This is a genomic window from Corallococcus sicarius (assembly GCF_003611735.1).
Classification (GTDB): Bacteria; Myxococcota; Myxococcia; order Myxococcales; family Myxococcaceae; genus Corallococcus; species Corallococcus sicarius.
The window spans coordinates 1-24,696 of the sequence record NZ_RAWG01000013.1 but is presented as its reverse complement, the minus strand read 5'-3'; the positions used below and the strand labels follow the sequence as shown (position 1 = coordinate 24,696).

The following is a 24,696-nucleotide window of genomic DNA, read 5'->3' as shown; positions in this document are numbered from 1 at the left end:
CCGCTCTGTCGTTGCAAAAAGCGTGTAAGTCCTTGAAGGACCGTGGTTTCCTAGCAAGCGGCGGGGCCCAGGTGCAAGACAAAGGACCCCAGCGGTCGCGCTCCGGGCATGAATGGACGAAGCGACTTCTGGACGGTATGAGCCGGTGCGTGAGCGCGCCGGACAACAGGGTCGTCGTCTTCCTGCACAGTGGCGAATACGACCGGGTGCACCAGGGCCTGTCCATCGCCGCGGCGGCGGTGGCGGCCGGGCGGCGCGCGGAGGTGTACCTGTTCTGGTGGGCCCTGGAACGTTTCCTGATGGATCGCCTGGACGAGCCGGACTTCACCGGCCGCGAGGACATCTGCGACCGCTTCGAGTCGCGCCGCATGCCGACAATCCGCGCGCTCCTGGAGCACGTGCGGGAGACGGGGCTGGGCACGCTGGCGGGGTGTACGGGCTCGCTCGGCGCCCTGGGGGGCGAGCCGAAGGCCGGGGACAGTGGCATTGATCTCTGGCTCGGCTGGAGCGCCATCCTCCAGCGTACGGCGGGCGTAACGGATCGTTTCTACCTTTGACGAAAACCGTCCGCGCAAGCCCCTCAAGCACCGGGGCGGCCCGGACCCGCTTTCGTTGACGGCCCCTCACGCCTGCTTACGTTTCGTGTGGCCCCGGACGGGGCGAAAGGCACGGAACGAGGACCATGTTGCAGCGTGACCACCACAGGACATCCCGGGGAGCGACCGCACCGGCGCTGAAGGGCGGCGGGTGGCACCGGCTGGGCAACGCGTTGAAGACGACGGTGTTGCTGGCGGGGCTGACGGCGCTGGTGCTCCTCATCGGCCAGCGGCTGGGCGGCGCGCAGGGGCTCGCGATGGCGGGCTTCTTCGCGGTCATCATGAACTTCGGCTCGTACTGGTTCAGCGACCGCATCGCGCTGGCCATCCACGGCGCCCAGCCCCTGCCCTATGAGCAGGCGCCGTGGCTGCACGCGATGGTGGAGCGGCTGTCCGCCCGCGCGGGCATGCCCAAGCCGAAGGTCTACCTGCTGCCCACCCCACAGCCCAACGCGTTCGCCACGGGCCGCAACCCGAGCCACGCGGCCGTCGCCGTGACGGCGGGCATCCTGGAGCTGCTGGACGAGCGCGAGCTGGAGGGCGTGCTGGCGCATGAGATTGGCCACGTGCGCAACCGGGACACGCTCATCGGCACGGTGGCGGCGACGCTCGCGGGCATCATCAGCTACGCGGCGCAGATGCTCTTCTGGTTCGGCGGCAGCATGCTCAGCCGCGGCGACGACGAGGAGGGCGGCGGCATCGCGGGGGCGATGTCCAACCTGGGCCTGCTGCTGGTGGCGCCCATCGCGGCCACGCTGCTGCAACTGGCGGTGAGCCGCTCGCGCGAGTACGGCGCGGACGCCACGGGCGCGGAGCTGTGCGGAGACCCGGACGCGCTGGCGAGCGCCCTCTTGAAGATGGAGCGCGGCGCGGAGGCGATGCCCTATGACCGGGCGCCCGCCACCTCGCACCTGTTCATCGTCAACCCGCTGCACCATGGCGGGGTGATGGCGCTGTTCTCCACGCACCCGCCCATTCCGGAGCGCGTGCGCCGGCTGCGCGAGATGAGCGCGCGCATGGGCGGCAGGTCGCGGGCGCGCGGCGGTTGGGAGTACGCGTACTGACCGTCTCTAGAACGGCTCGAAGCAGTCGTAGTTGTGCTGGGTGACGATGCGGCCGTCGCGGAACGTGAGGAACACGCCCAACGACGCCCGCATCGTCCCACCCGCTGGCAGGGAGCCCACGGGCACCGCCAGCGTCGCGCTCCACTCCACCTCCAGCGCCAGCCGGTCGCCGTCCTCGAGGACGGAGCGCACGTCGTAGCGCTGGGAGGTCACCACCTTCTTGCCCTTCTCCGACGCGGCCAGCAGCGACTGGAGGTCGCGCGACGCGCCCTTCGGGGTGAGGCGGTTCGGGAACTCGCGCTGGCTGATTTCCGGGTGGAAGAACTCCGCCAACGCTTCGCTGGACGCCCCGGCTTCGATGGCCTGGAAGTAGCGCTTCGTGAACTCCAGCAGCGATTCGGACTGGGACACGGGGACTCCTGCGACGTTCGGGTTGGGCGCGGTCCTACTCCGACAGGGGGGCGTCCGGTAGCGGGTCGAACGATTCGAACGGGTGCTCCAGCATCTCGCGCAGCGTGTTGGCGATGACGCCCGCGTGGTAGCCGTCGATGAAGCGGTGGTCGAAGGACGCGTTGACGCTCATCACGCGGCCGGGCACCACCCTGCCCTCCTCCACGACCGCGGTCTGCCGCACCGCGCCGGGCGCGAGGAAGATGGGCACGCGGGTGAAGGGCGCGAGCGGCAGGTAGGCCGTGTCCAGGCCCAGGGTCCCCACGTCCACGACGACGGCGGATCCGAAGGGGTCTCTGGGCAGGCCCAGCCACGAAGGATCGAGGTTCAGCGTGTACATCAGGAACGACGCCCACGCGGTGAATCGGTGGAGCAGCAGGTGCGGGATGCGCCGTAGGAGCCCGCGTCCCTTCTCCAGCGCGTCGTCGCGGCCTTCACGCGCCCGCGCCACCCGGGCCTCCATCTCCACGGCGAGGTCGCGCACGCTCCGGGTGTCCACGTCCTCCAGGCGCACGGGCGTGAGGCCCGTGCGGTCCGGATCCGCGCCGGGGACCAGCGCGCACAGGGTCACCTTCTGGCGCAGGTAGATGCGCTGGAAGCGCAGGAGCGCGTTGGCGTCCGGGCAGCGGCGCAGCCCTTCTCCGAGGGCCTTGAGGACCAGGTGCGTCGTCGTCAGGCGCACGCCGGTGCGCTGGTGGAAGGCCTCCAGGTACTCAAGCGCCGCGTCCATGCGCACCGTCAGGGTGCCGTAGACGGTGGGGTCGTACGCGTTCGCCCAGCTCCCGATGGCGAGCTTGCGGAAGCTCGACACGTCCCGCTTCGGCTTCAGTTGCAGGTGCGCCATGGCCTGGGGCTCCCATAGCAGGATTGCCCTCCAGGGGGCTCCTCAGGGCAGGCGGGGCTCCGAGGCCCCGGCCGGAGCAGCAGCCGGGCCCACGGGTTGTCTACCAGTGAAGCCTTGACGCGCCATGTCCGGGCGGTAGGCTGCCCCGCTTTTTGCATCCTTCTGTGGAGGTTGTTCCCTTGCTGTTTGCACTCATCCTCGTATCGGTCGGGTTCGCCGTGACGCTCGGCCTGCTGCTCTTCAGAGACAAGGGCGGCGCCAGCGTGGGCCATGCCTCCGTCTCTTCGCCCTCCTCCCGGGGCGAGTTGGAGTCGGAGACCAAGGCGCGCGCGAAGGCGGAATCGGAGGTCCAGCGCAAGCAGAAGGAGCTGGACGAGCAGCGCGCGCAGCTCCAGGAGCTGAAGGAGCAGCTGAAGCAGACCAAGCGCAAGCTCTTCGACCAGAAGGAAGGCGACAAGGGCACGCAGGACCTGGTGAAGGCCCGCGCCGAGGTGGAGCGCAACGCGAGCATCCAGCTCGCGCAGACGCGTGAGGAGCTGTCGCACGCCCTGACGGAGAACGCCAAGCTGCGCGCGGAGGCCGATCAGCGCGGTGGCAACCGCCGTCGCGAGGCGCCTGCCGCGCCCGTGCAGACCGCGACGCCCGCGGCCGCTGCCACGACTGCCGCCCCCGCGGTGACGGAGCTCATCGCCTCGCCCGCGAGCGAGCCCGTGGTGAGCGCGGCGGTGTCCGTGCCGCCGGCGACCCCGGCCGAGCCCGTGCGCCGCTACCGCGAGCTGAACGACGCGGACCGCGAGAAGATGGACCGGCTGGAGACCGCGGCGAACAAGGACCGCGCGCGCGCCGTGGAGCTGGAGAAGGAGCTGCGCCGCATCAAGGGCCGCGCCGACACCCAGGCCCGCATCCTGGCCGTGACGAAGTCCGAGGCCGATCTGGGCAAGGACAAGTACAAGGCCCTGGAGAAGCGCCTGAACCGGACGCTGCTGGAGCGCGACCTGCTTCGCCGGGCCATCAAGGACCTGGAGAAGAAGACGGGCATCCTCGCCGACCGCACGGAGCTGACGCCGGACGAGGTCGCCGCCAGCGACCAGCGCAGCGACGACGCCGCCCGTGCCCGTGCCGAAGCGGAGGCCCGCGCCGCCGCCCCGGCCACGCCGACCGAAGCCGCGCCCACCGAGACGCCCGCCGCGCCGTCCTCCACCGAGGGCGAGGCGAAGCCGTCCGAGGCCCCGCCGACCAACGCCTGAGCGAAGTGCCTGATTGAAGCACCGAGGCCCCGCCTCCCTTCACCGGGACGCGGGGCCTTCGTGTTTCAGCGGAATGACTCCACGATGTCGACCCCTGCCTTCGAGAACTCGAGGATGGCCGTTCCCGGCAGGGAATCGGGTCGTTTCCGGAGCTGCCCCTTCGAAAGCCGGGCCACCGCGCAAATGGGAATCCGGTCGCCGTCCGGCGGATGCGCCGCGTAGTACCGGACAACCACCTGCGGGCCTTCCGTCCACACCCGCCCATAGAGCCGGGTGGGCGACTCAAGCGGGCCCAGGCTGGAGATCAGCATGCTCTCGACGGGGCCATCGTAGAGCGTGATGGGACTGACATCGTCCTGGTTGATGTCGAGTTCGACGTTCGCGCCGTCGACGACACGCAGGCGGAGGATCCGCATCGCTTGCAGCGCATCCTCGGGGCAGGCCTCGGGCCTCGGAGTGCCATCCGGGCGCAGCCCTACACCGCCTTGGGTCGTGGTGCAGCCCAGTGCCAGGGCCAGCACGAAGGCAACAGAAGACAACGTGCGCGGTGCGCTCATAGCGGGTCGCTCTACTCCCTGAACTGACGCCATTCCAGGACCAGATAGGCCTGCGATAGACCGTCGGACCGGAACAACTCAAGCGCCAGTTGCTCCAGGCCCTGGGGCGACTGGAAGACGGTGTCATCCGCGATGACCGCGATGCGGCCTGTGCTTCCCGGCGCGATCTCATCGCGTTGCACGCGCAAGGCGAACGGGCGCGGTTTGCCTCCCGAAACCGTGGCCATCCGGGCCTCCATCAAGCCCCACGGTGTCTTCGCATCGAGATTGGTCACGGTGAACAGCACCGCCACCTTGGGCACCACATGGCTCTTCAGGATCTCGATCAGGATGTCAGCCCCTTCCTGCTTGAGCCGCCATCTCTGACCGTACTGGAAGGGCGTGTGCTTGAGGTCGCCGTTGGCCAGGAGCGTGGCAAGCGCGTGGTCCGGAGAGCGCTCCTCCTGGCGCAGGCGCTCGTTCTCCTCCGCCAGCTCACGCTGCCGTTTGAGCGAATCCCTCAGGGTCGAATGCATGGCTTCGTAGCGCTGCGGATCGTCGAACACGTTCACCTGCTGATCCAGCGCGGCCCGCTTCCCCGGACCGGGAGCCCTCAGGAGGAACGGCAGCTCCTGTCCGTTCGTAAGCGTCACGAGCAGGGGCACGCCCTCGTCCTCGCCCAAATCCCGGAGCGGCTCCACGACGACCCTGCGCCCGCCGACCAGCAGCGGTTCGAACCGGCCCTCCCAGGCCGGCAGGCGCGTCTTCGCCGCGTCCACGGGGGCTTCGAAACGCAGGACGGTGGACACGGCCCCCTTCACGTAGACGCTCGGAGTGAAGTCCTCGGGATGCTCCGACAGGAGCACCGTGCGGACCGCAGGCTCCCGCGCCTGTGCCACTGCCGTCACCAGGAGCAGGGCCAGGGCAAACCGGGCAGGTAGGCAGGTCACCATAGGACCTGGAGGCTAGCCCAATCTCCCGGCGGCGGCATCGACAGAGTCTGGCCGGCCGGGAGGGGCGGAAGCAGGCGGCCCGCCCGGGAATGCGCTGTAATGCGCGGGCCCCAGGACGTATGTCCTGTCCCCTCCCGCATGAAGCTCTCGCTCGCCACCCGCATCTTCCTGGGCTACGCGCTGGTGCTGCTGACGTTCGGGGCGGTGTCCCTCTTCAGCGTGGCGGAGCTGCACCGCAACCGGCTGGAGATCCGCCTGGTCAGCCAGGGCTACCTCCAGCTCTCCCAGGACGCCGCCGCGCTGGAGACCTTCCAGACGAGCCAGGAGAAGGACACCGAGCGCGTGCTGGAGCAGAACAGCGTGGACACGCGCCGCGCGCTCATCCGGCTCGCGAGCCTCTACTACACGCCCCAGATGGCCCAGCGCCTGGAGGCCGCCCGCGCCAAGGCCCGCGAGGTGCTCACCTTCGCGCCCGAGGGGGAGGTGCCCTTCGTGATGGAGCTGGACTCGCGCTTCGGGGAGCTGGCGAAGAACTCCCAGGCCTACGGCCGCGCGGTGGAGGCCGTCTTCGCCGCGCTCGCGGCCGAGTCCCCCGAAGGCGCGGAGGTGACGCGCGCCACCACGGAGCTGCGCCAGCTGGAGGCCATCATCGGCCGCGAGCTGCGCGTGCTGCGCGCCACGCTGGGCAACCGCATCCGCGAGCGCGTGGACGGCGCCGAGGAGCGCGAGCGCCGCACGGGCCTCACCATCATCGCGCTGTCCATCATGGCCATTGGCGTGGGCGTGGGCGTCACCGCGTGGTCCGCGCGCACGCTGCGCCCGGTGCGCACCCTCATCGAGGGCGTGTCGCGCATCGGCCGGGGTGACTACTCCGCCCAGCTGGGCGTGCGCGGCGAGGACGAGGTCGCGCTGCTCGCGCGCGAGTTCGACCAGATGGCCCGCTCGCTCCAGGCCCGCGAAGCGCAGCTCAAGTCCCAGGCCGAGGCGCTGATGCGCGCCGAACAGCTGGCCGCCGTGGGCCGCATCTCCGCGCAGATCGTCCACGAGGTGCGAAACCCGCTGTCCTCCATCGGCCTCAACGTAGAGCTGCTCCAGGACGCGGTGGCCACCGCTCGGTTCGACTCCAGCGACACCGCCACCGAGGCCCGCGAGCTGCTCTCAGCCGTCACCCACGAGGTGGACCGCCTCACCGACGTCACCGAGCAGTACCTGCGCATGGCCCGCCCCGCCCGGCCGGACCTGGAGCCCGAGGACATCACCGCGGTGCTCGACGGCGTGCTCGACTTCACGCGCGAGGAGCTGGTGCGCGCGGGCGTGGAGGTGGTGCGCGACTTCGCCCCCGGCACGCCCCGGGTGCTCGCGGATCAAGGCCAGCTGCGCCAGGTGTTCCTCAACCTGCTGCGCAACAGCCGCGAAGCCATGCCCTCAGGCGGCCGGCTCACCGTGGCCACGGCGCCCCGCGAGGGCGACGTGGAGGTCACCGTGCGCGACACCGGCAACGGCATGACGGAGGAGGCCCGCCGCCACCTCTTCGAGCCGTTCTTCACCACGAAGGAGGGCGGCACGGGCCTGGGGCTCGCGGTCAGCCAGCAAATCCTCCAGGCCCACGGGGGCTCGCTCTCCTGCCAGAGTATTCCCGGCCAGGGGACGACCTTCGTGTTAAGGCTTCCCTGCGCATGAGCTTTAAACCGTTCCGGGACGTGCTGCCCTCCGGGCTCCGCGTCGTCACCGTCGAGACGCCCCACCTGCACACCGCACTGCTGGCCGTGTACGTGCGGACCGGCAGCCGCCACGAGACGGTGGCCAACAACGGCGTCAGCCACTTCCTCGAGCACCTCTTCTTCCGGGGCAGCGACGGCTGGCCGGACACGGTGAAGATGAACGCCGCCGTGGAAGAGGTGGGCGGCAACCTCAACGGCGCCACCACCCGCGACCACGGCTACTACTACACGCCGCTGCACCCCTCGCACCTGCGCGTGGGCATGGACGTCATTGGCGACATGCTCACCCGCCCCCGCCTCACCGACATGGAGGTGGAGCGGCAGATCATCCTGGAGGAGATGCTGGATGAGGTGGACGACAAGGGGCGCGACATCGACCTGGACAACCTGTCCAAGCGCATCCTCTTCCCCGAACATCCGCTGGCCCTGAAGATCGCCGGCACCCGCGAGTCCGTGCAGGCCCTCACCCACGAGCAGGTGCGCGAGCACTTCGCGCGGCACTACGTCGCCGGCAACATGGTCGTCACCGCCGCGGGCCGCGTGCGTCACTCCGAAGTGCTGGCGCTGGCGGAGCGCGCCTTCGCCCACCTGCCGCGCGGCGTGGCCTCGTCGGAAGCGCCGCCGCCTGTCATCGGGCCCGGGCCGCACTTCCACTTCGTCCTGCACGACGAGTCGCAGACGGAGTTCAAGCTCACCTTCCGCGCCGTGCCGGAGCAGCACGAGGACTACCCCGCGCTCCAGATTCTGCGGCGCCTGCTGGACGACGGCCTGTCGTCGCGGCTGCCGTTTGAAATCGTGGAGAAGCGCGGCCTTGCGTACTCCGTCCACGCGGGGCTGGACACGTACCACGACACCGGCCTGTTCGAGATTGAAGCCGCCAGCGCGCCGGAGAAGGCATCGCAGGTGGTGGCCGAGTCGCTGCGGGTGCTCGCCGCGCTGTGCGACGAAGAGGTGGGCGCGGAGGAGCTGAACCGCGCCAAGCGCCGCCACCGCATGCTGCTGGAGTTCTCCCAGGACTCACCGGGCGAGCTGGCCGGGTGGTTTGGCGGCACGGAGCTGTTCCGCACGCCGGAGACGTTCAGCCACCGCGCGGACCTGGTGGACCGCCAGACGGCCGCGCAGGTGCGCGACGCGGCCCGGCGCTACTTCACCCGCGAGAACCTGCTCGTCGTCGCGGTGGGCCAGAAGAAGGGGCTCAAGGCGCTGGAGAAGGTGGTGGCGGAAGCCGGGCTGCCCTCTTCCGCCCCGTCCGCCGTCAGCGCCGGCCGCCACGGATGATGAGGGGGCCCGTCGGGGCCTTCTTCTTCTTCGGCGTGGCCTTGTCGAGGGCCTTCTGGATGCGGAGGTATTCGGGGTTCTGCGGCTCGCGCTGCAGGGCCTCTTCAATCAGCTTCTTGCCGCGCGGCAGCTGCGTCTCGAACTGCGCGTAGAGGTTCGCGAGCGCGGCCTTGTCCTCCACCGCCGCCTCGCCCAGCCCCATCAGGCGCTCCAGCGTCGCCTGCGCCTCCGGCTTGCGCCCCGCCTTCAGGTGCAGCCGCCACATGCGTGAGAGCGCGGGGCTGAAGCCGGGCTCCGCCTTGAGGGCGAAGCGGTAGCTGTCCTCGGCGGCGCGCGCGTCGTCCTGGTCCTCCAGCACCCGGCCGCGCACGTACAGGCCTCGGGCGAGCCGGGGTTGCAGGTGCAGCGCGCGGTCCACCAGCTGCTGCGCCTCCGACGCGCGGCCCTGGGCCCGGACGATGTCCGCCAGCCACGCGAGCGCCTCCGCGTTGTCCTCGTCGTCCTGGAGCAGGGCCTTGAGGGCGCTCTCGGCCTCCGTGGGGCGTCCGAGCGCCATCAGCACGCGGGCCTTCATGGCCACGACCTCCGTCGTCCCCGCGTCCACCGCCGGCACGGACTGGAGGTCCGCCTCCGCGAGGTCGGAGAAGCCGCTCATCAGGAAGTAGCGCGCCCGCAGGAGACGCGCGGCGGTGAACTCCGGCGAGCCCTGGAGCACGCGGTCCATCAGGTTGGCCGCGAGCAGCTCATCGCCCTTCATGAGGAGGATTTCGGCCTCCACCGTCTTCGTCGCGGCGTCGTCCGGGTTCTCCCGGAGGATGCGCTCCAGCGTGGTGAAGGCGTCCTCGGCCAACCCCTGCCGGGCCTGGAGGCGCGCCAGGGCGAGGATGTCCGCGTGGGACAGCTTGCCCTCGTTGCGCAGCGCCACGAGCGTGGAGATGGCCTGGTCGCCCTGCCCTTCGCGCAGGTACAGCTCCGAGAGCTGCTTCTGGATGACGGGGTCGCTGCCCGGCAGCAACCCTTCGGCCTGCTTGAGCGTGAGGATGGACGCGCCGGGATTGCCGCCCAACCGGTGGGCCTCCGCCAGGAGCAGCAGCGGCTCCACGCTCTCCGGCGCGGCGTTGGACGCCTTCTGGAGCGCGGCGATGGCGCGGCCGTAGTTGCCCTTCGTCAAGGCCTCACGGCCTTCAGAAAGAGAGGTCTGGACCTGGGTGGCTTGCGTCTGGGCGGCTGCCGTCTCCGGGTCCTTGCAGGCGAGCGGCAGGAGCAGGACGAGCGTCCAGGAACGGGTCAAAAATCGCTGAGGCATCGATGAGGCACAGGGTACCGGATGTTATCCTTCCCCGTCGATGGACCCCTTCGTGCGCCGCCTCGTCGAGAGGCTTCATGACCCCGGCCGACCGCTGTCGCGGAACCGGCACTTCCACACGTTCGACACCCCCGAGGGTCGGATGGCGCTGAAGGTGTTCCGCCGTCTGCGCAGCCTCCAGCAGGACATCCTCGCCTGTCAGAACGAGGGCCGCCGTGCCCGCATCTCCCGCCACGTCAATCCGGCCGGGGAGCACCGCATTGAAATCTGGATGGAGCGCGTGGCGGGACGCCGCGTGTCCATGATCCAGCCCGCGGAGTACGAGCTGCTCGTCCGCCTCCCAGGGGTCCGTGACGCGCTGGAGGTCCGCGAGGAAGCCGCCTGACGTCAGGCGGCTCCCGGCTCCGGCTTGGAATTCAGAACACCCAGGGCCCGAGCCCCGTGGGTGCCCCGTCACACGCCGCTCGCAGCCGCGCCTGCGCGTCCTCGTAGGACAGCCGGGACGCGTCCACCTTCAGCTCCGCAGAGGCCCAGTCCCGCCACGAGCGCAGCACCGCGACGTGGCGCCCGTCCTCCTGCTGCGCCTCGGAGAAGTGGACCAGCAGCCGCTCCTCCAGGGCTTCGCGCGCCTTGGTCCACGGGCCCTCCTTGTCCAAGAGGACGCGCTTGTCGCGCTCCACGGTGGAGAGCAGCGAGCGGGCCTCGGTGGACAGCCCCTGGAGGGAAGGACGGCGGCGCGCGGGCTCCATGGCGACGCGGTACACGGACGCCCACAGCGTGGGGTCCACGAAGGCCACCTTGCCCTCCACCAGCCGCACCGCGAGCACGTCCGGTGACGCGCGCAGCTGGCGGCCCAGCCGGTACGCGAGCCGCCCCTTCGCGTGTTCGCGCCAGCTCCCGGTGGGCCGGCCGCCCATCACCTGTTCGACGAGGGACGTGGGCCCGTGCGTGGGCACCTCCGTGATGACGTGGCGCGTGCGCACCAGCTCCTCCGCGTCCCGCAGCGTCTTGATCATCCGTGCTCCCCTCTCCTGGGACGCGAATGGGTGCCGCGCCCAGGGTGAAAACATTCCGCGCCGGGCACGGATTCCAATGCCTGCCCGCTGGGGGGCGCGTTCCTAGACGGCGCCGTCCTTCGCGCCCTGGGCCTGCTGCCAGTGGCCCGGCGTCGTGCCGCTCCACCGGCGGAAGGCGCGGGCGAAGGCGCTGGGGTCGCTGAAGCCCAGGAGGAAGGCGATCTCGAAGTGAGGCAGCAGCCCGTCGCGCAGGAACTGGAACGCGCGGTCGCGGCGCACGGCGTCCTCCAGGCCCGCGAACGTGACGCCCTCTTCGCGCAGCCGACGCTGGAGCGTGCGCTCACTCACCGCGAGCCGCGACGCGACGTCCGCGGGCACCAGGTCCCCCGTGCGGGGCTGGGCCGCGAGCACCTCCTCCACGCGCTCGCGCCAGGAGCGGGCCTCCTGCGTCAGCAGCACCGCGAGCTCCGCCTCCGCGCGGGCGTGGAGCAGGTTGCCCAGCTCGATGTCCGCGTGGCGGATGGGGAGCCTCGCGCCTGCGGCGTCCCCTTCCACGAAGTACGCGCTCGCGTCGTATTCGGCGGCGATGCCCAGGAAGTCCTCCACGGCGCCGGAGGCCGCGTGGCGAGGGTGCGCGAAGCAGACGCGCTTGAGCGGCCAGTCCTCGCCGCTGAGCATGCGGGCGCTGGACACCAGCGAGACCAGCAGCCCCTCCGCGGGGTGCCGGAGCTTCGAGGCCCAGGCGTCCAGCGGATCCAGGTGCAGCTCCACGCGCATCCCGCCCGCCGTCTGGAGGACGCGCCACTGCGTGCGCGGATCCAACAGCCCGTTGATGCGGCAGTAACGCTGGAGGGACGTGCCCAGGTCGGGGCTGTTGACGACCACGTAGCCCACGAGCCCCACGTGCGCGGGCTCCATCGCCTGCGCGAGCCGCAGGGCCAGCGGCTCCATGCCGCCCACCTCCACCAGCAAGGTCCACAGCCGTTGCAGCGCGGTGTACGGCACCCGCACGTCCGGCCGCGCGAGCTGTTCCTCGTCCACGCCCACGGTTTCCACCAGGCGGGCGCGAGGGATTCCCAGTGACTCACCGACATGGAACAGCGGGCGGAAGAGGTAGGAATGGAGCGTCTGGGGACGCATCGCGGGGCAGCATGGCCCAGCACGCCCGGCCGCCGCAACGCGCGGTGGCGCCAGCGGACAACGCGTTGGCGCCCGGGGCAAATGCGCCAGGGCTTCGGGCGCGGGATATCTCCCGCCAGGAGGAGTCACCCGATGACCACCGCCACCGCGGCCCCCGTTACCCGCCTTGCCCCTGGCCCCCGGGGCCACCTGTTGATGGGCGTGCTGCCCCAGGTGCAGCGCGACCTGCTGGGCTTCCTGGACGCCACCGTGCGCGAGTACGGGGACGTGTCGAGCTACCGCCTGGGCCCGGTGAAGTCGCACCTCATCGCCCACCCGGACGGCGTGCGCCACGTGCTGCAGGACCACGTGAAGAACTACACGAAGGACCACCTGTCGTACCGGATGGCCAGCTGGTTCGCCGGCAACGGGCTGCTGACGAGCCGGGGGGACTTCTGGCTGCGGCAGCGGCGGCTGGCCCAGCCCGCGTTCCACCGGCAGCGCATCGCCGGCATGGCCACGCGGATGGTCCAGACCACCGGGGAGATGCTCGAGCGATGGGACACGGCCGCGGCGCAGGGGACGCCCGTGGTCGTCACCGGGGAGATGATGCGGCTGTCGCTGAGCATCGTGGGCGACGCGCTCTTCGGCACCTCCGTGGACGACAAGGCCGCGCAGGTCGGCGAAGCCTTCAACGAACTCAGCCGGCAGATTGCCGTGCGGTTCCGTTCGATGCGCCTGCTGCCCCCCATCCTGCCCACGCGCGAAGACCGGGCCTTCCGCGCCGCGCGCACCACGCTGCGAGCGACGGTGCAGGACATCATCACCCAGCGGCGCCAGCGCGAGGAGGACACCGGCGACCTGCTCTCCATGTTGATGGCCGCGCGCGACGAGGACACGGGCACGGGCATGACGGACACGCAGCTCGGGGACGAGGTGCTGACGATGCTGCTCGCGGGCCATGAGACGACGGCCACCGCGCTGGGCTGGACGTGGGGGCTGCTGGCGAAGCATCCGGAGGCCGAGGCCCGGCTGCACGCGGAGGTGGACACGGTGCTGGGCGGGCGCGTGCCCACGGCGGAGGACGTGCCGAAGCTCGTCTACACGCGGCAGGTCGTGGAGGAGGCGATGCGGCTGTATCCCCCGGGCGTCATCTTCAGCCGCACGGTGCAGGAGGACGACGTCATCGGCGGCTTCCGGATCCCGAAGGGCAGCGCGGTGGACGTGAGCCCCTACGTCACCCACCGCCACCCGGACTTCTGGGAGGAGCCGGACGCCTTCCGTCCAGAGCGCTTCGCCCCCGAGGCCGCGGCGAAGCGCCACCGCTTCGCGTACTTCCCCTTCAGCGGCGGGCCACGCCAGTGCATCGGCAACGGCTTCGCGATGATGGAGTCGCAGCTCGTGCTGGCCACGGTCGCCCAGCGCTACCAACTGCGCGAAGCGCCCGGGTTCTCACTGCAACCCGAGTCGCACCTGTCACTGAGGCCCAAGGGCGGACTGCCCATGTACCTGGAGCGTCGGAGCCCCGCGGCCCGTTCCTGAGAAGTGACGGCCGGGTTCAGGAGGGCGTCACGGATGCGCGCTGCACCTGCGACACCCCGGGCAGCGTGGGCGAGGGGTTGAGCGCCTGGATGAGCATGGCGCGCAGGGCGTCCGTGAGGTCCTCGCCCGGGGCGCTCACGCCCGCCGGGGCGCCCTGCAACGGCGCGGGGATCTCCGTGCCCACCACCACGATGGGGATGCGCACCTCCCAGGCCAGGTAGTGCGCCAGCTTCACCGCCGGCTCGGACGAGTCCATCAACAGCGCGCCGATGGCGCCCGCGCTGAACGGGCGCCACAACGGACGCGCGGCCTCCGCGGGCGGCAGCACGCAGAAGTCCACGTTCAGCACGTCGCTCAACTCCAGACGCCCCAGCGTGCCGAAGCCGCTCTTCACCGCGGTGGGATCCGCCGACAGCGCCTCCAGCCCCGGCACCCGCGCCAGCACACGCCGCGCCGCGGAGGAACCGCTGCCGCACACGAACACCTTCGCGGTGGCCACCTTCGTGGTGGCCCGCGTGCGCAACAGGCGGCCGCGCAGCGCGTGCACCTCCGCCGCGCCAATCAGGTCGCCCGCGCCCAGGTTCTGGCCTTCGCTCTCCGTCGGGCGCGCCATGCCCTTCTGGAGCAGCGTGGACAGCACGCCCAGCACCTCCATGTCCGTGGCGGGCGCCAGGTCCAGCACCTCGCCCAGGGCGCGCGGCTGGCGCAGCAATTCCATCACCTGCGCCGTCACCGGGTGCTGCGCTTCGGACAGGTCCACCTCCGGCGCCAGCATCAGCCGCGTGTGGCGCGGCGGCAGGCCGGGGAGCAGCCGATTCACTTCATCCGACTGACGCATGCCTTCCAGCAGCGCGTCGTCCATGGCGCGGTTGATGCGCGGGCGCGCCGCGTTGGTGCCGGGCGTGAACGTGAAGTTGCCCTCCGTCCATGACAGCAGCCGGAACAGCGCCTTCTCCCCTTCCACCCGCCCCAACCGCGCATTCACCGTGCGGCCGTCGGAGACGATGATCTCCCCGCGCTCGGCACCGCGCTCCAGCGACAGCTTGCCGTTGCGCTTGTTCATCCCGAGGATCTGCATCAGGTCCGGGATGCTGAGCTGGCTGAGCGACCCTTCAATCTCCTGCTGCTCGCTCTTGAGGTCCTTGGCCGCTTCGTTGCGCCGGAAGATGTGCTCGATGCGGCTGAGCACCTCATCCAGGTTGAAGGGCTTGCGCAGCATGCCGTCCCGGGGGCCCCGCGCCCGGTCCGTGTCCAGGCTGGACGTGGTGAGGACCACCGGGATGTCCTCGGTGCGCGGGTTGGTGCGCAGGATCTGCACGAAGGTGCGCGCGTCCAGCAGCCGGCACGCCTCGTCGAAGAGGGTCAGGTCCGGGTGCCGCAGCACCGCGACCTCCAGCGCGCGCGAGCCGTCCGGTGCGTAGTGCACCTGGTAGCCCTTCGTGCGCAGGGCACGCGACAGGGCGCGCACCGAGTCGAGGTCGGGGTCGGCGATGAGGATCTTCCGCACCTGGGCCACGGTCGCACTTCCGCTTCGTCAGTAGGGCTGCAGGTCGTATTCGGCCTGCAGCTTGGAGATGAGCCCGTCCACCACCGCGGTGTCCGAGGTGTGGAACCCCCACGTCGCGCCACGCCCGCGCCGCTGGATGAGCGCGTACGACGCGCTCTCCGACAGCCAGAGGATGAACTCGTGCCGCGCCACCCGTTCGTCCCCTTCCAGGAACACCGGCGTGAGCGCCGCGTGCGACTCCAGGTCCACGCGCCGGCCCAGCAGGTAGATGCGCGAGGACAGGTCCGGCGGCGCCTGCTCCAGGCCAATGGCCAGCGGCAGGTCCGCGCGGATCTCCGGCCCGCCCACGTAGAGCAGCCCGCGCGAGCCCGGGTCGCGCACCAGCTCCCGGGCGATCTCCACCTGGAGCTCGTCGAAGAGCACGTCCGCCACCTTGCCCCGGCGGCTGGGTTCGGCCCGGTCGTCCGTGGGCAGGCGCGGGCTGTTGGGCGTGCCCAGCAGCAGGTCCACCTCGTCCCAGAACGGCAGCCCGTCCAGCATCAGCCGGCGCTGGAGCGACGCGCGGCGCTCGTCCATGCGGCGGCGGCAGCGGTGTACCAGCTCGTCGAAGTCCTCCCCGTCCTTGGGGAAGGTGCTGGCGCCGCCCACGAGCGCCAGGGGCAGGCGCTGCTCCACGTCCTGCACCTCCGGCTCGTCACGCACCGCCGCCACGGCGCGGCGCACGAACATCATCGCGCCGAAGAAGTCCGTCTCCGGCAACAGGAGGTAGAACTCCTGGTCGCTCGCCTTCGCGATGACGTCCGAGTCGCGGATGATCTTGCTGAGCGCCTTGATGATGCCGCGCACCGCCTTCTTCGCCTCGGACGCGCCCAGCCGCACGCGCACGAGCGGCAGGTTGTCGATGCTGAAGGTGAGCAGCGAGAACGTGCGCCCGTACCGCCGCGCCTTGTAGATCTCCTTGGAGGCGTAGTCGGTGAAGTAGCTGAGGTTGTACGCGGCGGTGTCGCGGTCGCGCAGGCCCAGGCGCTGGAGCGCGAGCAGCTTGCGGCCGTTCTTCACGCCCACCGCGGCGAAGTCCGCCAGCACCTTCGCGTCGCGCGTGTGCTCCGAGCGGAAGTCGCCGGTGAGCGGATCCGACAACTGCGCGAGCCCCATCACCTCGCCCGCAGCCACCAGCGGCACGTAGAGCACCGTGGAGCGCTCGTCGCGCGCGAGCCACGGCAGGGCTTCACGCAGGCGGAGCGACAGCGGCCCCTCCGGGCTCATCTTCTCCGGCAGGAACTGCTTGTCGAGCAGGCCCCGGTACGAGCGCAGCCCCAGGTCTCCCCGGTCGTCCACCACCCACAGCGCGGCGCTCTGCGCGTCGCACACCGCGCCCAGGTCGGAGATGACGCGCTCCTGGAGCCACTCCAAATCGGGATGGGACAACAGCTCCAGGCAGCGCTGCTGGAGGTTGTGGAAGCGGGCGAACTCCAGGTTCTCGTCCTGGAGCCGTGAGCGCTCGTGGCGCAGCTGGGCGCGCTCCATGGCGCGGTCCACCGCGAGCAGCAGGTCCGCCTCTTCAATGGGCTTGGTGAGGCAGTCCGCCACGCCCAGGCGCAGCGCGACCTCCGAGCCCTGCACGTCGGTGCGCTGGCTGACGAGGATGACCTCCTGCTCCGGGTCCCGCTCGCGCAGGCGGGCCGTGAGGGCGAAGCCGTCCACGCCGGGCATCACCACGTCGGTGAGGACCAGGTCGAACGTCGCCCGGGCCACCTCTTCCAGGGCGCGAGTGGCGTTCTCCGCGGCCACCACCCGGTGACCACGGCGCGACAGCAGATCGATGGCGAGCTGTCGGAAGAACAGGTCGTCGTCGACGACGAGGATGGAACCAGCCACGGCACTCGGGGGAAGGAGGGAGGAATCCCGAAGGTTATCGGGCCCTTGGAAGGGCTACAACGCCTTCGAAGACGAAGGCCACCGGACCGCGGAGTCGGATGTCGGACAGGTCGTCCGGAACGCGGATGCGCAGGTCGCCGCCCGGCAGCGTGACGCGCAGCCAGGCATTCGCTGGCAACCGCTTGCCCAGCACCGCCGCCACCGCGGAGGCGCACGCGCCCGTGCCGCACGCCTGGGTGAGGCCACAGCCCCGCTCCCAGACGACGACGGTGAGGCCGTCCTCATCCACGCGCACGAATTCCACGTTGGTGCGGTCCGGGAAGGCCGGGTGGCGCTCCAGGACGGGGCCCAGGCGCTCGGCGGCCTCCAGGGGCTGGTCCAGGAGGACCAGGTGCGGGTTGCCCATGTTGACGGCGGTGCCGTGCAGGTCCGCGTGGCCGGGCACTGGCGCATCCACGAAGGGCTGCCCCGTCGTCCCCGAAGGCAGGTTCGCCGCCACCAGCCGCGCCGCGCCCATGGAGATGTCCACGCCCACCACACCGCCGTCGCCGTAGCCGGGCTTGCAGGAGAGCACGCCCGCGCCCGTCTCCACGTCGATGGTCGCGGGGTGGTCGCTGGAGTGATCCACCAGGTACTTCACCGCACAGCGCAGGCCGTTGCCGCACATCTCCGCGACGCTGCCGTCGGAGTTGTGGACGACCATGCGCGCGACACCGCGGGTTGAAGGCAGGAGGGCCAGCACCCCGTCGCCACCGATGCCCCGGCGCCTGTCACACAGCCAGCGCGACTGCTCCGCGTCGATGTCCACGCCCGTGCCGCGACGGTCCAGGACGACGAAGTCGTTGCCCAGACCGTGGTACTTGAAGATGCGCTCGCTTGCGTCCACGGGGATAAGTCTAGACGGCCCCTTTTATTCGCGCTCGCCGACCTTCTTGGACGGGGGCGGAACGTCCAGGGCGGGCATGACCCGGCGCGAGGCGCTGGGGGCGGCGGGGGTGCTGGCGCGGCGCAGTTCGGCCAGCTCCGCCTCCTGGGCGGCGAGCTGGTCCTGCATGGTCTCGACGTGCGCCTGGAGGACCTCCATCTCGGCGGCCATCTCCAGCACGTCCTCGGGGGGCTGGGCGGTGGACGCCTTCGCCTCCTCCAGGGCCTGGACCAGCGTCTCGCGCTCCGTCTGCAGCGTTTCGAGCCGGGCCTGCTGGTCGCGGATGCGCGCGGCGAGCTGGTCGCGTTCGGCACGCTCGGCGTCCAGCAGGCGGGCGGCGTCCGCGGCCGCGGTCTCCAGCGTGGTGGCGCGGCCCTCCAACCGGACGCGGGCGGCGCGGGCGACGGTCAGGTCGGACTGGAGGCGTTCGCGTTCGGAGTCCGCGCGGCGCGCGTGGGCCTCGGCGTCGGCGGCGGTCTGGGACAGGGAGGCCACGCGGGACTCCAGCGCGGCCTGTTGGGTCCGGGCCTCCGCGAGCGAGGCGGCGAGCCGGGCCTCCAGCGCCGCGAGGGCTTCGCGAGCCTGTTCGGTGGACTGCGACAGGCGGGCTTCCAGGTCGGCCTGCTCCGTCGCGGCGCGCGCCAGGGCTTCGGCGAGCCGGACGTCGTTCGCGGACCTTCCGGCCTCCGCCTGTGCGGCGAGGTCCGCGAGCCGGGCTTCCAGGTCGGCCCGCTCCCTGTCCGCGCGGGTGGTGACCTCTTCGAGGCGGGCCTCGATGGCGGCCTTCTCCGTGTCGGCCTGCGCCGTGATTTCGGAGAGGCGCACTTCCAGCTCCGCCTTGTCCGTGCCGGCGTTCGCGAGGGCCTCGGCGAGCCGGACTTCGAGCTCCGCCTTCTCTGTATCGGCCTGCGCGGTGACCTCCGCGAGGCGGACCTCCAGCTCCGCCTTCTCGGTGCTCGCGAGCGCGAGGGTTTCCGCGAGCCGCGACTCCAGGGCTTCCTGCGCCGCGCGGGCCTGGGCCGTGACCTCGGCGAGCGAGGCTTCGCGCTCGGCGGCGGATTGCGCGAGCTGCTGCTCCAGTGCGGCTGCGCGCTCGTTCTCGGCTCGGGCGGACTCGGTGAGTCGGGCTGCGTCGGCGCGTGCGGTGTCCAGTTCGGAGCGCAGGGCTTCGAGCGAGGACTCCAGGTTCGTGGCCTTGCCCGCGAAGCGCCGCGCGGTCTCCAACTGCACCACGAGGAGCTCCGCATGTTCGCGCGTGGCGGCGAGCCGGTCGCTGGCGTCCACCAGCTCCGCCTCCAGCCGGCCGACCTGCTGTCCCCGCTCATGCAGCGCGGCGTGCGCGCGTTGCAGCTCGGAGCCCAGGCGCATCATCTCCTGGTGCGCGGCGCCCAGTCGGACCGTGTCCGCGCGGAGGGTCGTCAGCTCCTGCTCCTTCAGCGCGAGCTGTTCGCGGATCTCTTCCAGCTCCTGCTGCTGACCTTCGGCACGGGAGAGCGCGCCCTCCCGCTGCGCTTCCATGGAGACCCGCAGCGCACCGGCCTCGCGCAACTCCTGCTCGCGCGCGGCCAGGATCTCCGTGAGACGTGCGGCCCGTGCCTCGGCCTCGCGCGCGGCGTCCAGGGAACCGGTGCCCTCCGCGAGCCGGGCCTCCGCCTGCGCGAGCGAGCCCTCCAGCGCCTCCAGGTTCGCGGTCTCGGCGGCGAGTCGGAACTCCACCTCCGTCAACGAGGCTTCCAGTTCGGCGCGGCGCGCGGTCTCGGAGGCGTAGCGCTTCTCCGCCGCCGACAGCGCCTGCTCCAACGTGGAGAGGCGCGCGGCTTCGGAGGCCATCCGGGCTTCGGCGTCCTTCAACGACGCTTCGAGTTCGGCGTGGCGCGCGGTCTCGGCGGACTGGCGGGCCTCGGCCTCCGCGAGCGATTGCTCCAACGCGGCGAGGCGCGCGGTCTCGGAGGCACGGCGGCCTTCGGCCTCCTGCAACGACGCTTCCAGTTCGGCGCGGCGCAGGGACTCCGCGGCCTGTCGGGCTTCGGCCTCCGCGAGCGCCTGTTCCAGTGAGGCCAGCCGCGCGATTTCGGAGGCACGTCGGGCTTCGGCGTCCGCGAGGGCCTGCTGCATCACGGAGAGGCGTGCGGCCTCGGCCGTGTAACGGGACTCGGCGTCCGTGAGCGTCGCTTCCAGTTCGGCGCGACGCGCGGTTTCGGAAGCGAGCTGTGCCTGCTGTTGATCCAGGCTCGCGCGAAGGGCTTCGTCACGGGCCTGGGCAGCGACGCGCTCCTGTGCCGCCTGCGTGCGGGCCTCGTCCAACGAGGACAGGGCCTCCACTTCGGACCTTCGCGCCTCGGTGAGTTCCGCGCGCAGCTCCCGAAGCGCCAGGTCCTGCGACTCCTGCGCCTGCTTCGCTTCCGTCAACGTGGCGCGGAGTTCCACCACCTCCAGGGCGCGCACCCGCGCTTCTTCCTCAGCGGTCGCCAGTGCCGCAGCGTGCGTCAGCGACGCGGCTTCATTCGCGCGCTGCGCTTCGGTGAAGGCGGTCTGGACCTCCATCAAGGTCTGACGCGTGTGCTCGAACGCGGCCTCGGTGGACAGCCTCGCTGCGCGGTCCGTCGTCAGCTCCGCTTCGAGCAGGGCCCGGGCGTCGCTCGTCGAGGTGAGCGTGGTTTCGGCACGGGCGCGCAGGTCGCGCTCTTCGTCGAGCGCGGCCTGGGCCGAGGCGAGCGCCTCCCCTGCCTTCGTCCGCAGCGACCGCTCTTCATCGAGCGCCGCCGCGGAGTCTTCCTTGAGCCGCGCGAGCGACTCTTCCAGGCGGACGCGTTGCGAGCGCTCCTCCTCCAGGACCGTGCGAGCGACGCCCAGCGCGGTATCCAACCGGAGCCGGTCCGCCTCCAGCGCGCTCTGCGCCTCGGTCCACGAGGACGCCGAACCCTCCAGCCGGGTGCGCAGGGCACGCTCGGCGTCCAGCGACTCCTGCACGTTCGCGAGGGCCGCCTGCGCGCGGGCCTGCTGCTCACGCTCCGAGATCAACTGGGCCTGCGTGTCGGCCAGCGCCGCTTCCCACCGTGCGCCGCGCTCCTGTTCGGAGAGCAGCGACTCCTGGATCCGCGCCAGGGCCTCCTGAGCTGAACGCAGCTCTTCCTGCGCGGAGCCCAGCGCCGTCTCCACCGCCTGCCGCTGGCCGCGCTCCGCCGCGAGGGCTTCGAGTTCGGTGGCGAGCGACTGTTCGACGGCGTCCAGCTTCGCCTGCGTGGCCTGGAGCCCGGCCTGGGCAGCGGCCCGCGCCTGCTGCTCCCGCGTCAGGTCGTCCTGGACGAGCGTCGTCAGGGCTTCCGCGTCGGTCAGTTCCTGGCGCAGGGACTGGAGGGAGGCCTCCAGCTGTGCGTTCTGACGCACGGCCTCTTCATGGGCCTGGTTCGACTCCGCGAGCCGGGCACCGTGTTCCCACACCTCACGGGCCAGCGCATCGCGGGCTTCGGAGAGGGACTGTCGAAGGGTCTCCGCTTCCTCATGGGCCTGCGCAAGACGCGCATCCGCTTCGTCACGAGCGTCCTGGAGCCCCTGGGCAAGCCGTGCCGCGGCCTCGGCACGAACGCTCGCGAGCACCTGCTCCGTCTGGCCACTCGACTCGGCCCGAGCATCCGCGAGGACCTGGGCCACCCGGGCCTCCGCCTCCGCGCGCACGTCCGCAAGAGCCTGAGCCGCACGGACTTCGGCCTCCACGAGAGCACGGGCCGCCAGTGCCGCCGCGTCCTCAAGCTCACGGACCCGCTGGGCCTCCGCCACCGCACGAGCGTCCGCGAGTTCCTGGGCCGCACGCGCCTCCACCTCCGCACGGGCCTGCGCTGCACGAGCCTCCGCATCCACAAGGGCCTGAGCCGCACGAGCCTCCACGTCCGCAAGCGACTGGGCCGCACGGGCCTCCGCCTCCGCACGGGCCTGCGCTGCACGAGCCTCCGTTTCCTCAAGAGCACGGGCCGCACGCGATTCAGCGTCCTCGAGCCGCGAGGCCAGCAACGCCTCCGTCTCCACGCGGACACGGGCCACTTCCGCGTCGGCTTCCGCGCGAGCCTCCATGAGCGCCTGCGCCCGCCGAGCCTCCGCGTCAGCCAGTGCCCGCGCGAGCGCTTCATCCCGTTCGGCCTCGGTCTCGCTACGAACCCGCGTGCGCTGCGCCTCGGCTTCCGCCAACGCCAGCGCATGCCGCGCTTCCGCCTCAGCAAGCACCCGCTGACGCTCGGCCTCCGCATCCTCAAGGGCACGCGCGAGCCGCGCTTCTTCCTCCGCCCGGATCCGCGCAACGGCTTGCGTCCGCTCGGCCTCCGCGTCCGCCAGTGCCTGCGCGAGCCGCGCTTCTTCCTCCGCGCGGATCCGCTCAACGGATTGCGTCCGCTCGGCCTCCGCGTCCGCCAGTGCCTGCGCGAGCCGCGCCTCCTCCTGCTCGCGCGCCTCCGCCAGCGCGCGCTCCTGCCGTGAATCCGCGTCGGAGTGCGCCGCGGCCAGCGCGTTCGTCACCCGCTCGTTGGCCTCGGCACGGGCCTCCGCCAGCGCCTCCTCCAACCGGGCCTGCGCCTGACCCCGCTCCGCGTCGATGGCCTGCACGAGCGCGGCCTCCACCCGGACGCGCTCTGTCTCCGCCGCGGCCAGGCGCTGCCCCGCCGCCTGCTGCGCGGACTCGACCCGCTTCTGCTCCGCCTCCAGCACCTCCAGCCGCTGCCCCGCGGAATGGAGCGCCTCCTCCAACCGCGCCGCCAGCGCCCGGGCCGCCGCCTCGCCCTGGATCCGTCCTTCCAGTTCCTGCCGCAACCGGGCTTCCGACTCGCGCCCCGCGGCCAGCTCCGTCTCCAGCCCCCGCAGTCCGGCCTCGCGCTCCGTGAGCCGCGCTTCCGCATCCTTGCGCGCCCCTTCGGCGGAGTGCATCCGCTGCTGGGCCTCGGCGAGTTCCCGGCGCGCGCGCGCCAGCTCCGCTTCCTTCACCGGCACCGCGTCGCCCGCGGAGCGCGCCGTGTCCTGCGCCCGGGCCAGCTCCGCCTTCAGGTGCTCCACCGCCGCCAGGGCACCCGAGTACTGCTCCGCGATCCGCAGCTCCCGCTCGCGCGCCGCCTCGGCCTGCCGGCGCCGGTCCTCGGCCCCATCCAGCGCGCGCTCCGCCGCCAGCCGGTCCCGCTCCCGGTCGATGCGCAGCGTCCCCAGCTCGTCCTGGAGCGTGCGCAGCTCGGTGTAGGCCTGCGTCAGCCGCTCGCGAGACTCCTCCAACGACGTCGCCGTCTCGTCGCGCCGCGCCCGCTCCAGCCGCAGCGCCTCCTGCGCCGCCAGCGCCTGCACCCCGGCGTCCGCCTGCGCGCGCTGCGCGGCCTCCACCTCCAACCGCTGCGCCGTCAGCCGCCGGTCCGCGTCCGCGATGCGCTCCGTCGCGACCTGCAACTCCAGTTCACGCCGCCGCAGCCGGCTGCTCAGGTCGTCCCGCTCGCGCGCGGACTCCACCGTGCCCCGCGCCTGCTCCAGCTGTGCCGTCAGCCGCGCGATGTCCTGCCGCGCCCCCTCGAGCGCTGGCTTCAGCGCGACGACCTCCGCCTCCCGGTCGCCCACCTCCGCGCGCAGCTTGGACACCGCGTCCTTCAGCCGTCCCGCCCGCTCCTCCCACGTCTTCGCCCGGGCGGCGACCTCATCCAGCTTCCCGCGCGTGAAGGCCAGCGGCTCCGGCGGCAGCTGCACCCATGTGGGGTCCACCACCCGCGCCGGATCCATCCCCGCCATCACCACGAAGTACGCTGCCTCGCTGTGCCGCACGAGCGAGCCGTCCACCTGCAACCCGTCCCCGCGCTCGAACGCGAGCTGGTAGCCCAGCACCGGCGACTGCGTGGCCACCTCCACATGCGGGAAGTGCGCCGACAGCGCGTCGAGCAGCTGCCCGTACATGGGCGGCACGTCCTCGTCCGGGTCCATCAACTGCGGCAGCGCGAGGCCCGCGAGGTTGCGCAGGCCGCCCACCAGGAAGCCCTGCCGCGCCACCAGCCGCGCCAGCTCCGCCAGCAGCTCCGGCGCGCGCACGTACGGCGCCAGGTCCGTCACCATCACCAGGTCGAAGCTCGCCGGCTCCAGGTCGTCGTAGATGTTGGCGCGGAACCTCAGCTGCGGGTGCGCATGGGCCTTCTGCGCCGCCTCCACCGCCGCCACGTCCGCGTCGCACGCCACCACCGTGCGCGCCCCCCGCTCCACGAGAAAGCGCGCGCTCTCGCCCCCCGTGGAGGCCACGGCATCGACCTCGAGCACGCGACGGCGCGCGAACAGGCTCTCCGCGAAGATGTAGCGGGGCAGCAGCTCGCTGGGCCCCATCCGACGAAAGGTAGATTGCAATGTGTTCCCGGGGGGCGGGAATTGTAGCGTCTGGGGAAGAGAGGTCCCAATTTCAGGGCTCTTACAAGTACGGGCGAAGTGCCCGTCCGACCGGAGGGCAGGCGACATGACCACGAATTCACCCCAGGGTTTCGGCTACCGGGCGCGTCGCACCTTCACCCGCCTGCTCGTCTTCCTCGTCATCCTCGGCCTGGGCGGCGGCGTCGTCTTCCTCCTGGGCCAGCTCAACTCCCGCACCTTCACCCTCGTCACGGAGAACGGCGAGCTCGTCGTGATGAAGGGCCGCGCCCTGCCGGCCACGTCACCCACGTTGTCGCCCACGTTGTCGGCGATGACGCCGGGGTTGCGCGGGTCGTCCTCGGGGAT

At 71.6% G+C, this 24,696-nt stretch carries 19 protein-coding genes; 7 read left to right on the top strand and 12 right to left on the bottom strand.

The window, feature by feature from the left end; genetic code table 11:
* Positions 1–137: 137 nt before the first annotated feature.
* Together D7X12_RS03320 and D7X12_RS03315 are read left to right on the top strand one after the other, a co-directional pair.
* On the top strand, positions 138–557 hold the full coding sequence (locus D7X12_RS03320; RefSeq protein ID WP_120623810.1) for a hypothetical protein: 420 nt from the start codon (positions 138–140) through the stop codon (positions 555–557).
* 125 nt (positions 558–682) lie between these two features.
* The gene (locus tag D7X12_RS03315; protein ID WP_120623809.1) at positions 683–1,660 is read left to right on the top strand and encodes a zinc metalloprotease HtpX; all 978 of its coding nucleotides are present in this window, start codon (positions 683–685) and stop codon (positions 1,658–1,660) included.
* 6 nt (positions 1,661–1,666) lie between these two features.
* Here the strand turns inward: D7X12_RS03315 and D7X12_RS03310 are convergent, their stop codons facing one another.
* A complete protein-coding gene (locus D7X12_RS03310; protein ID WP_120623808.1) occupies positions 1,667–2,071 on the bottom strand; it encodes a nuclear transport factor 2 family protein in 405 nt (134 codons plus the stop codon).
* Positions 2,072–2,105: 34 nt separating this feature from the next.
* Positions 2,106–2,954: a 2-oxo acid dehydrogenase subunit E2 gene (locus D7X12_RS03305; RefSeq protein WP_120623807.1), complete on the bottom strand. Its 849-nt coding sequence runs from the start codon at positions 2,952–2,954 to the stop codon at positions 2,106–2,108.
* A 179-nt stretch (positions 2,955–3,133) separates the two neighbouring features.
* On the opposite strand from D7X12_RS03305, the gene D7X12_RS03300 reads away from it, so the two are divergent.
* Positions 3,134–4,201 carry a coiled-coil domain-containing protein gene (locus tag D7X12_RS03300; RefSeq protein ID WP_120623806.1) on the top strand — a complete coding sequence of 356 codons (1,068 nt, stop codon included), beginning with the start codon at positions 3,134–3,136 and terminating at the stop codon, positions 4,199–4,201.
* A 65-nt stretch (positions 4,202–4,266) separates the two neighbouring features.
* Here the strand turns inward: D7X12_RS03300 and D7X12_RS03295 are convergent, their stop codons facing one another.
* Positions 4,267–4,758, bottom strand: a complete 492-nt coding sequence (locus tag D7X12_RS03295; RefSeq protein WP_120623805.1) for a serine/threonine protein kinase — start codon at positions 4,756–4,758, stop codon at positions 4,267–4,269.
* 11 nt (positions 4,759–4,769) lie between these two features.
* Positions 4,770–5,690 (bottom strand): DUF2381 family protein, encoded by a 921-nt coding sequence (locus D7X12_RS03290; RefSeq protein ID WP_120623804.1) that lies wholly within the window; start codon positions 5,688–5,690, stop codon positions 4,770–4,772.
* A gap of 138 nt (positions 5,691–5,828) precedes the next feature.
* Here D7X12_RS03290 and D7X12_RS03285 point away from each other — a divergent pair, with 138 nt between their 5' ends.
* Together D7X12_RS03285 and D7X12_RS03280 are read left to right on the top strand one after the other, a co-directional pair.
* Positions 5,829–7,370 carry a sensor histidine kinase gene (locus D7X12_RS03285; protein WP_120623803.1) on the top strand — a complete coding sequence of 514 codons (1,542 nt, stop codon included), beginning with the start codon at positions 5,829–5,831 and terminating at the stop codon, positions 7,368–7,370.
* A complete protein-coding gene (locus D7X12_RS03280) occupies positions 7,367–8,689 on the top strand; it encodes a M16 family metallopeptidase (protein ID WP_120623802.1) in 1,323 nt (440 codons plus the stop codon). The genes D7X12_RS03285 and D7X12_RS03280 overlap by 4 nt, the downstream gene beginning before the upstream one ends.
* Here D7X12_RS03280 and D7X12_RS03275 read toward each other — a convergent pair.
* The gene (locus D7X12_RS03275) at positions 8,667–9,995 is read right to left on the bottom strand and encodes a tetratricopeptide repeat protein (protein WP_120623801.1); all 1,329 of its coding nucleotides are present in this window, start codon (positions 9,993–9,995) and stop codon (positions 8,667–8,669) included. The genes D7X12_RS03280 and D7X12_RS03275 overlap by 23 nt on opposite strands.
* Before the next feature lie 40 nt (positions 9,996–10,035).
* Between D7X12_RS03275 and D7X12_RS03270 the strand changes: the two genes are divergently transcribed.
* On the top strand, positions 10,036–10,380 hold the full coding sequence (locus D7X12_RS03270; RefSeq protein WP_120610905.1) for a hypothetical protein: 345 nt from the start codon (positions 10,036–10,038) through the stop codon (positions 10,378–10,380).
* 31 nt (positions 10,381–10,411) lie between these two features.
* Here the strand turns inward: D7X12_RS03270 and D7X12_RS03265 are convergent, their stop codons facing one another.
* Together D7X12_RS03265 and D7X12_RS03260 are read right to left on the bottom strand one after the other, a co-directional pair.
* On the bottom strand, positions 10,412–11,011 hold the full coding sequence (locus D7X12_RS03265; protein ID WP_120623800.1) for an RNA methyltransferase: 600 nt from the start codon (positions 11,009–11,011) through the stop codon (positions 10,412–10,414).
* A gap of 102 nt (positions 11,012–11,113) precedes the next feature.
* The gene (locus D7X12_RS03260) at positions 11,114–12,151 is read right to left on the bottom strand and encodes an AraC family transcriptional regulator (RefSeq protein ID WP_120623799.1); all 1,038 of its coding nucleotides are present in this window, start codon (positions 12,149–12,151) and stop codon (positions 11,114–11,116) included.
* Between the two features lie 132 nt (positions 12,152–12,283).
* Here D7X12_RS03260 and D7X12_RS03255 point away from each other — a divergent pair, with 132 nt between their 5' ends.
* Positions 12,284–13,672 (top strand): cytochrome P450, encoded by a 1,389-nt coding sequence (locus D7X12_RS03255; RefSeq protein WP_120623798.1) that lies wholly within the window; start codon positions 12,284–12,286, stop codon positions 13,670–13,672.
* Positions 13,673–13,688: 16 nt separating this feature from the next.
* Here D7X12_RS03255 and D7X12_RS03250 read toward each other — a convergent pair whose 3' ends face one another.
* The 5 genes from D7X12_RS03250 to D7X12_RS45350 form a co-directional block, all read right to left on the bottom strand.
* Entirely contained in the window at positions 13,689–15,188 is a 1,500-nt protein-coding gene (locus D7X12_RS03250; RefSeq protein WP_120623797.1) for a DUF4388 domain-containing protein, read from the bottom strand.
* A gap of 18 nt (positions 15,189–15,206) precedes the next feature.
* Complete coding sequence (locus D7X12_RS03245) at positions 15,207–17,057, bottom strand: GGDEF domain-containing response regulator (protein WP_120623796.1); 1,851 nt, start codon at positions 17,055–17,057, stop codon at positions 15,207–15,209.
* A 34-nt stretch (positions 17,058–17,091) separates the two neighbouring features.
* The gene (gene dapF / locus D7X12_RS03240) at positions 17,092–17,943 is read right to left on the bottom strand and encodes a diaminopimelate epimerase (protein WP_120623795.1); all 852 of its coding nucleotides are present in this window, start codon (positions 17,941–17,943) and stop codon (positions 17,092–17,094) included.
* 24 nt (positions 17,944–17,967) lie between these two features.
* Positions 17,968–24,309 carry a methyltransferase domain-containing protein gene (locus tag D7X12_RS03235; RefSeq protein ID WP_120623794.1) on the bottom strand — a complete coding sequence of 2,114 codons (6,342 nt, stop codon included), beginning with the start codon at positions 24,307–24,309 and terminating at the stop codon, positions 17,968–17,970.
* Positions 24,310–24,465: 156 nt separating this feature from the next.
* Positions 24,466–24,663 carry a hypothetical protein gene (locus D7X12_RS45350; protein ID WP_369333651.1) on the bottom strand — a complete coding sequence of 66 codons (198 nt, stop codon included), beginning with the start codon at positions 24,661–24,663 and terminating at the stop codon, positions 24,466–24,468.
* Positions 24,664–24,696: the final 33 nt, after the last annotated feature.

Coding starts and splice junctions, on each gene's coding strand:
- D7X12_RS03320 (WP_120623810.1), top strand. CDS start 138: ATGAGCCGGTGCGTGAGCGCGCCGGACAACAGGGTCGTCGTCTTCCTG.
- D7X12_RS03315 (WP_120623809.1), top strand. CDS start 683: ATGTTGCAGCGTGACCACCACAGGACATCCCGGGGAGCGACCGCACCG.
- D7X12_RS03305 (WP_120623807.1), bottom strand. CDS start 2,954: ATGGCGCACCTGCAACTGAAGCCGAAGCGGGACGTGTCGAGCTTCCGC.
- D7X12_RS03295 (WP_120623805.1), bottom strand. CDS start 4,758: ATGAGCGCACCGCGCACGTTGTCTTCTGTTGCCTTCGTGCTGGCCCTG.
- D7X12_RS03290 (WP_120623804.1), bottom strand. CDS start 5,690: ATGGTGACCTGCCTACCTGCCCGGTTTGCCCTGGCCCTGCTCCTGGTG.
- D7X12_RS03285 (WP_120623803.1), top strand. CDS start 5,829: ATGAAGCTCTCGCTCGCCACCCGCATCTTCCTGGGCTACGCGCTGGTG.
- D7X12_RS03280 (WP_120623802.1), top strand. CDS start 7,367: ATGAGCTTTAAACCGTTCCGGGACGTGCTGCCCTCCGGGCTCCGCGTC.
- D7X12_RS03275 (WP_120623801.1), bottom strand. CDS start 9,995: ATGCCTCAGCGATTTTTGACCCGTTCCTGGACGCTCGTCCTGCTCCTG.
- D7X12_RS03270 (WP_120610905.1), top strand. CDS start 10,036: ATGGACCCCTTCGTGCGCCGCCTCGTCGAGAGGCTTCATGACCCCGGC.
- D7X12_RS03265 (WP_120623800.1), bottom strand. CDS start 11,011: ATGATCAAGACGCTGCGGGACGCGGAGGAGCTGGTGCGCACGCGCCAC.
- D7X12_RS03260 (WP_120623799.1), bottom strand. CDS start 12,151: ATGCGTCCCCAGACGCTCCATTCCTACCTCTTCCGCCCGCTGTTCCAT.
- D7X12_RS03255 (WP_120623798.1), top strand. CDS start 12,284: ATGACCACCGCCACCGCGGCCCCCGTTACCCGCCTTGCCCCTGGCCCC.
- D7X12_RS03235 (WP_120623794.1), bottom strand. CDS start 24,309: ATGGGGCCCAGCGAGCTGCTGCCCCGCTACATCTTCGCGGAGAGCCTG.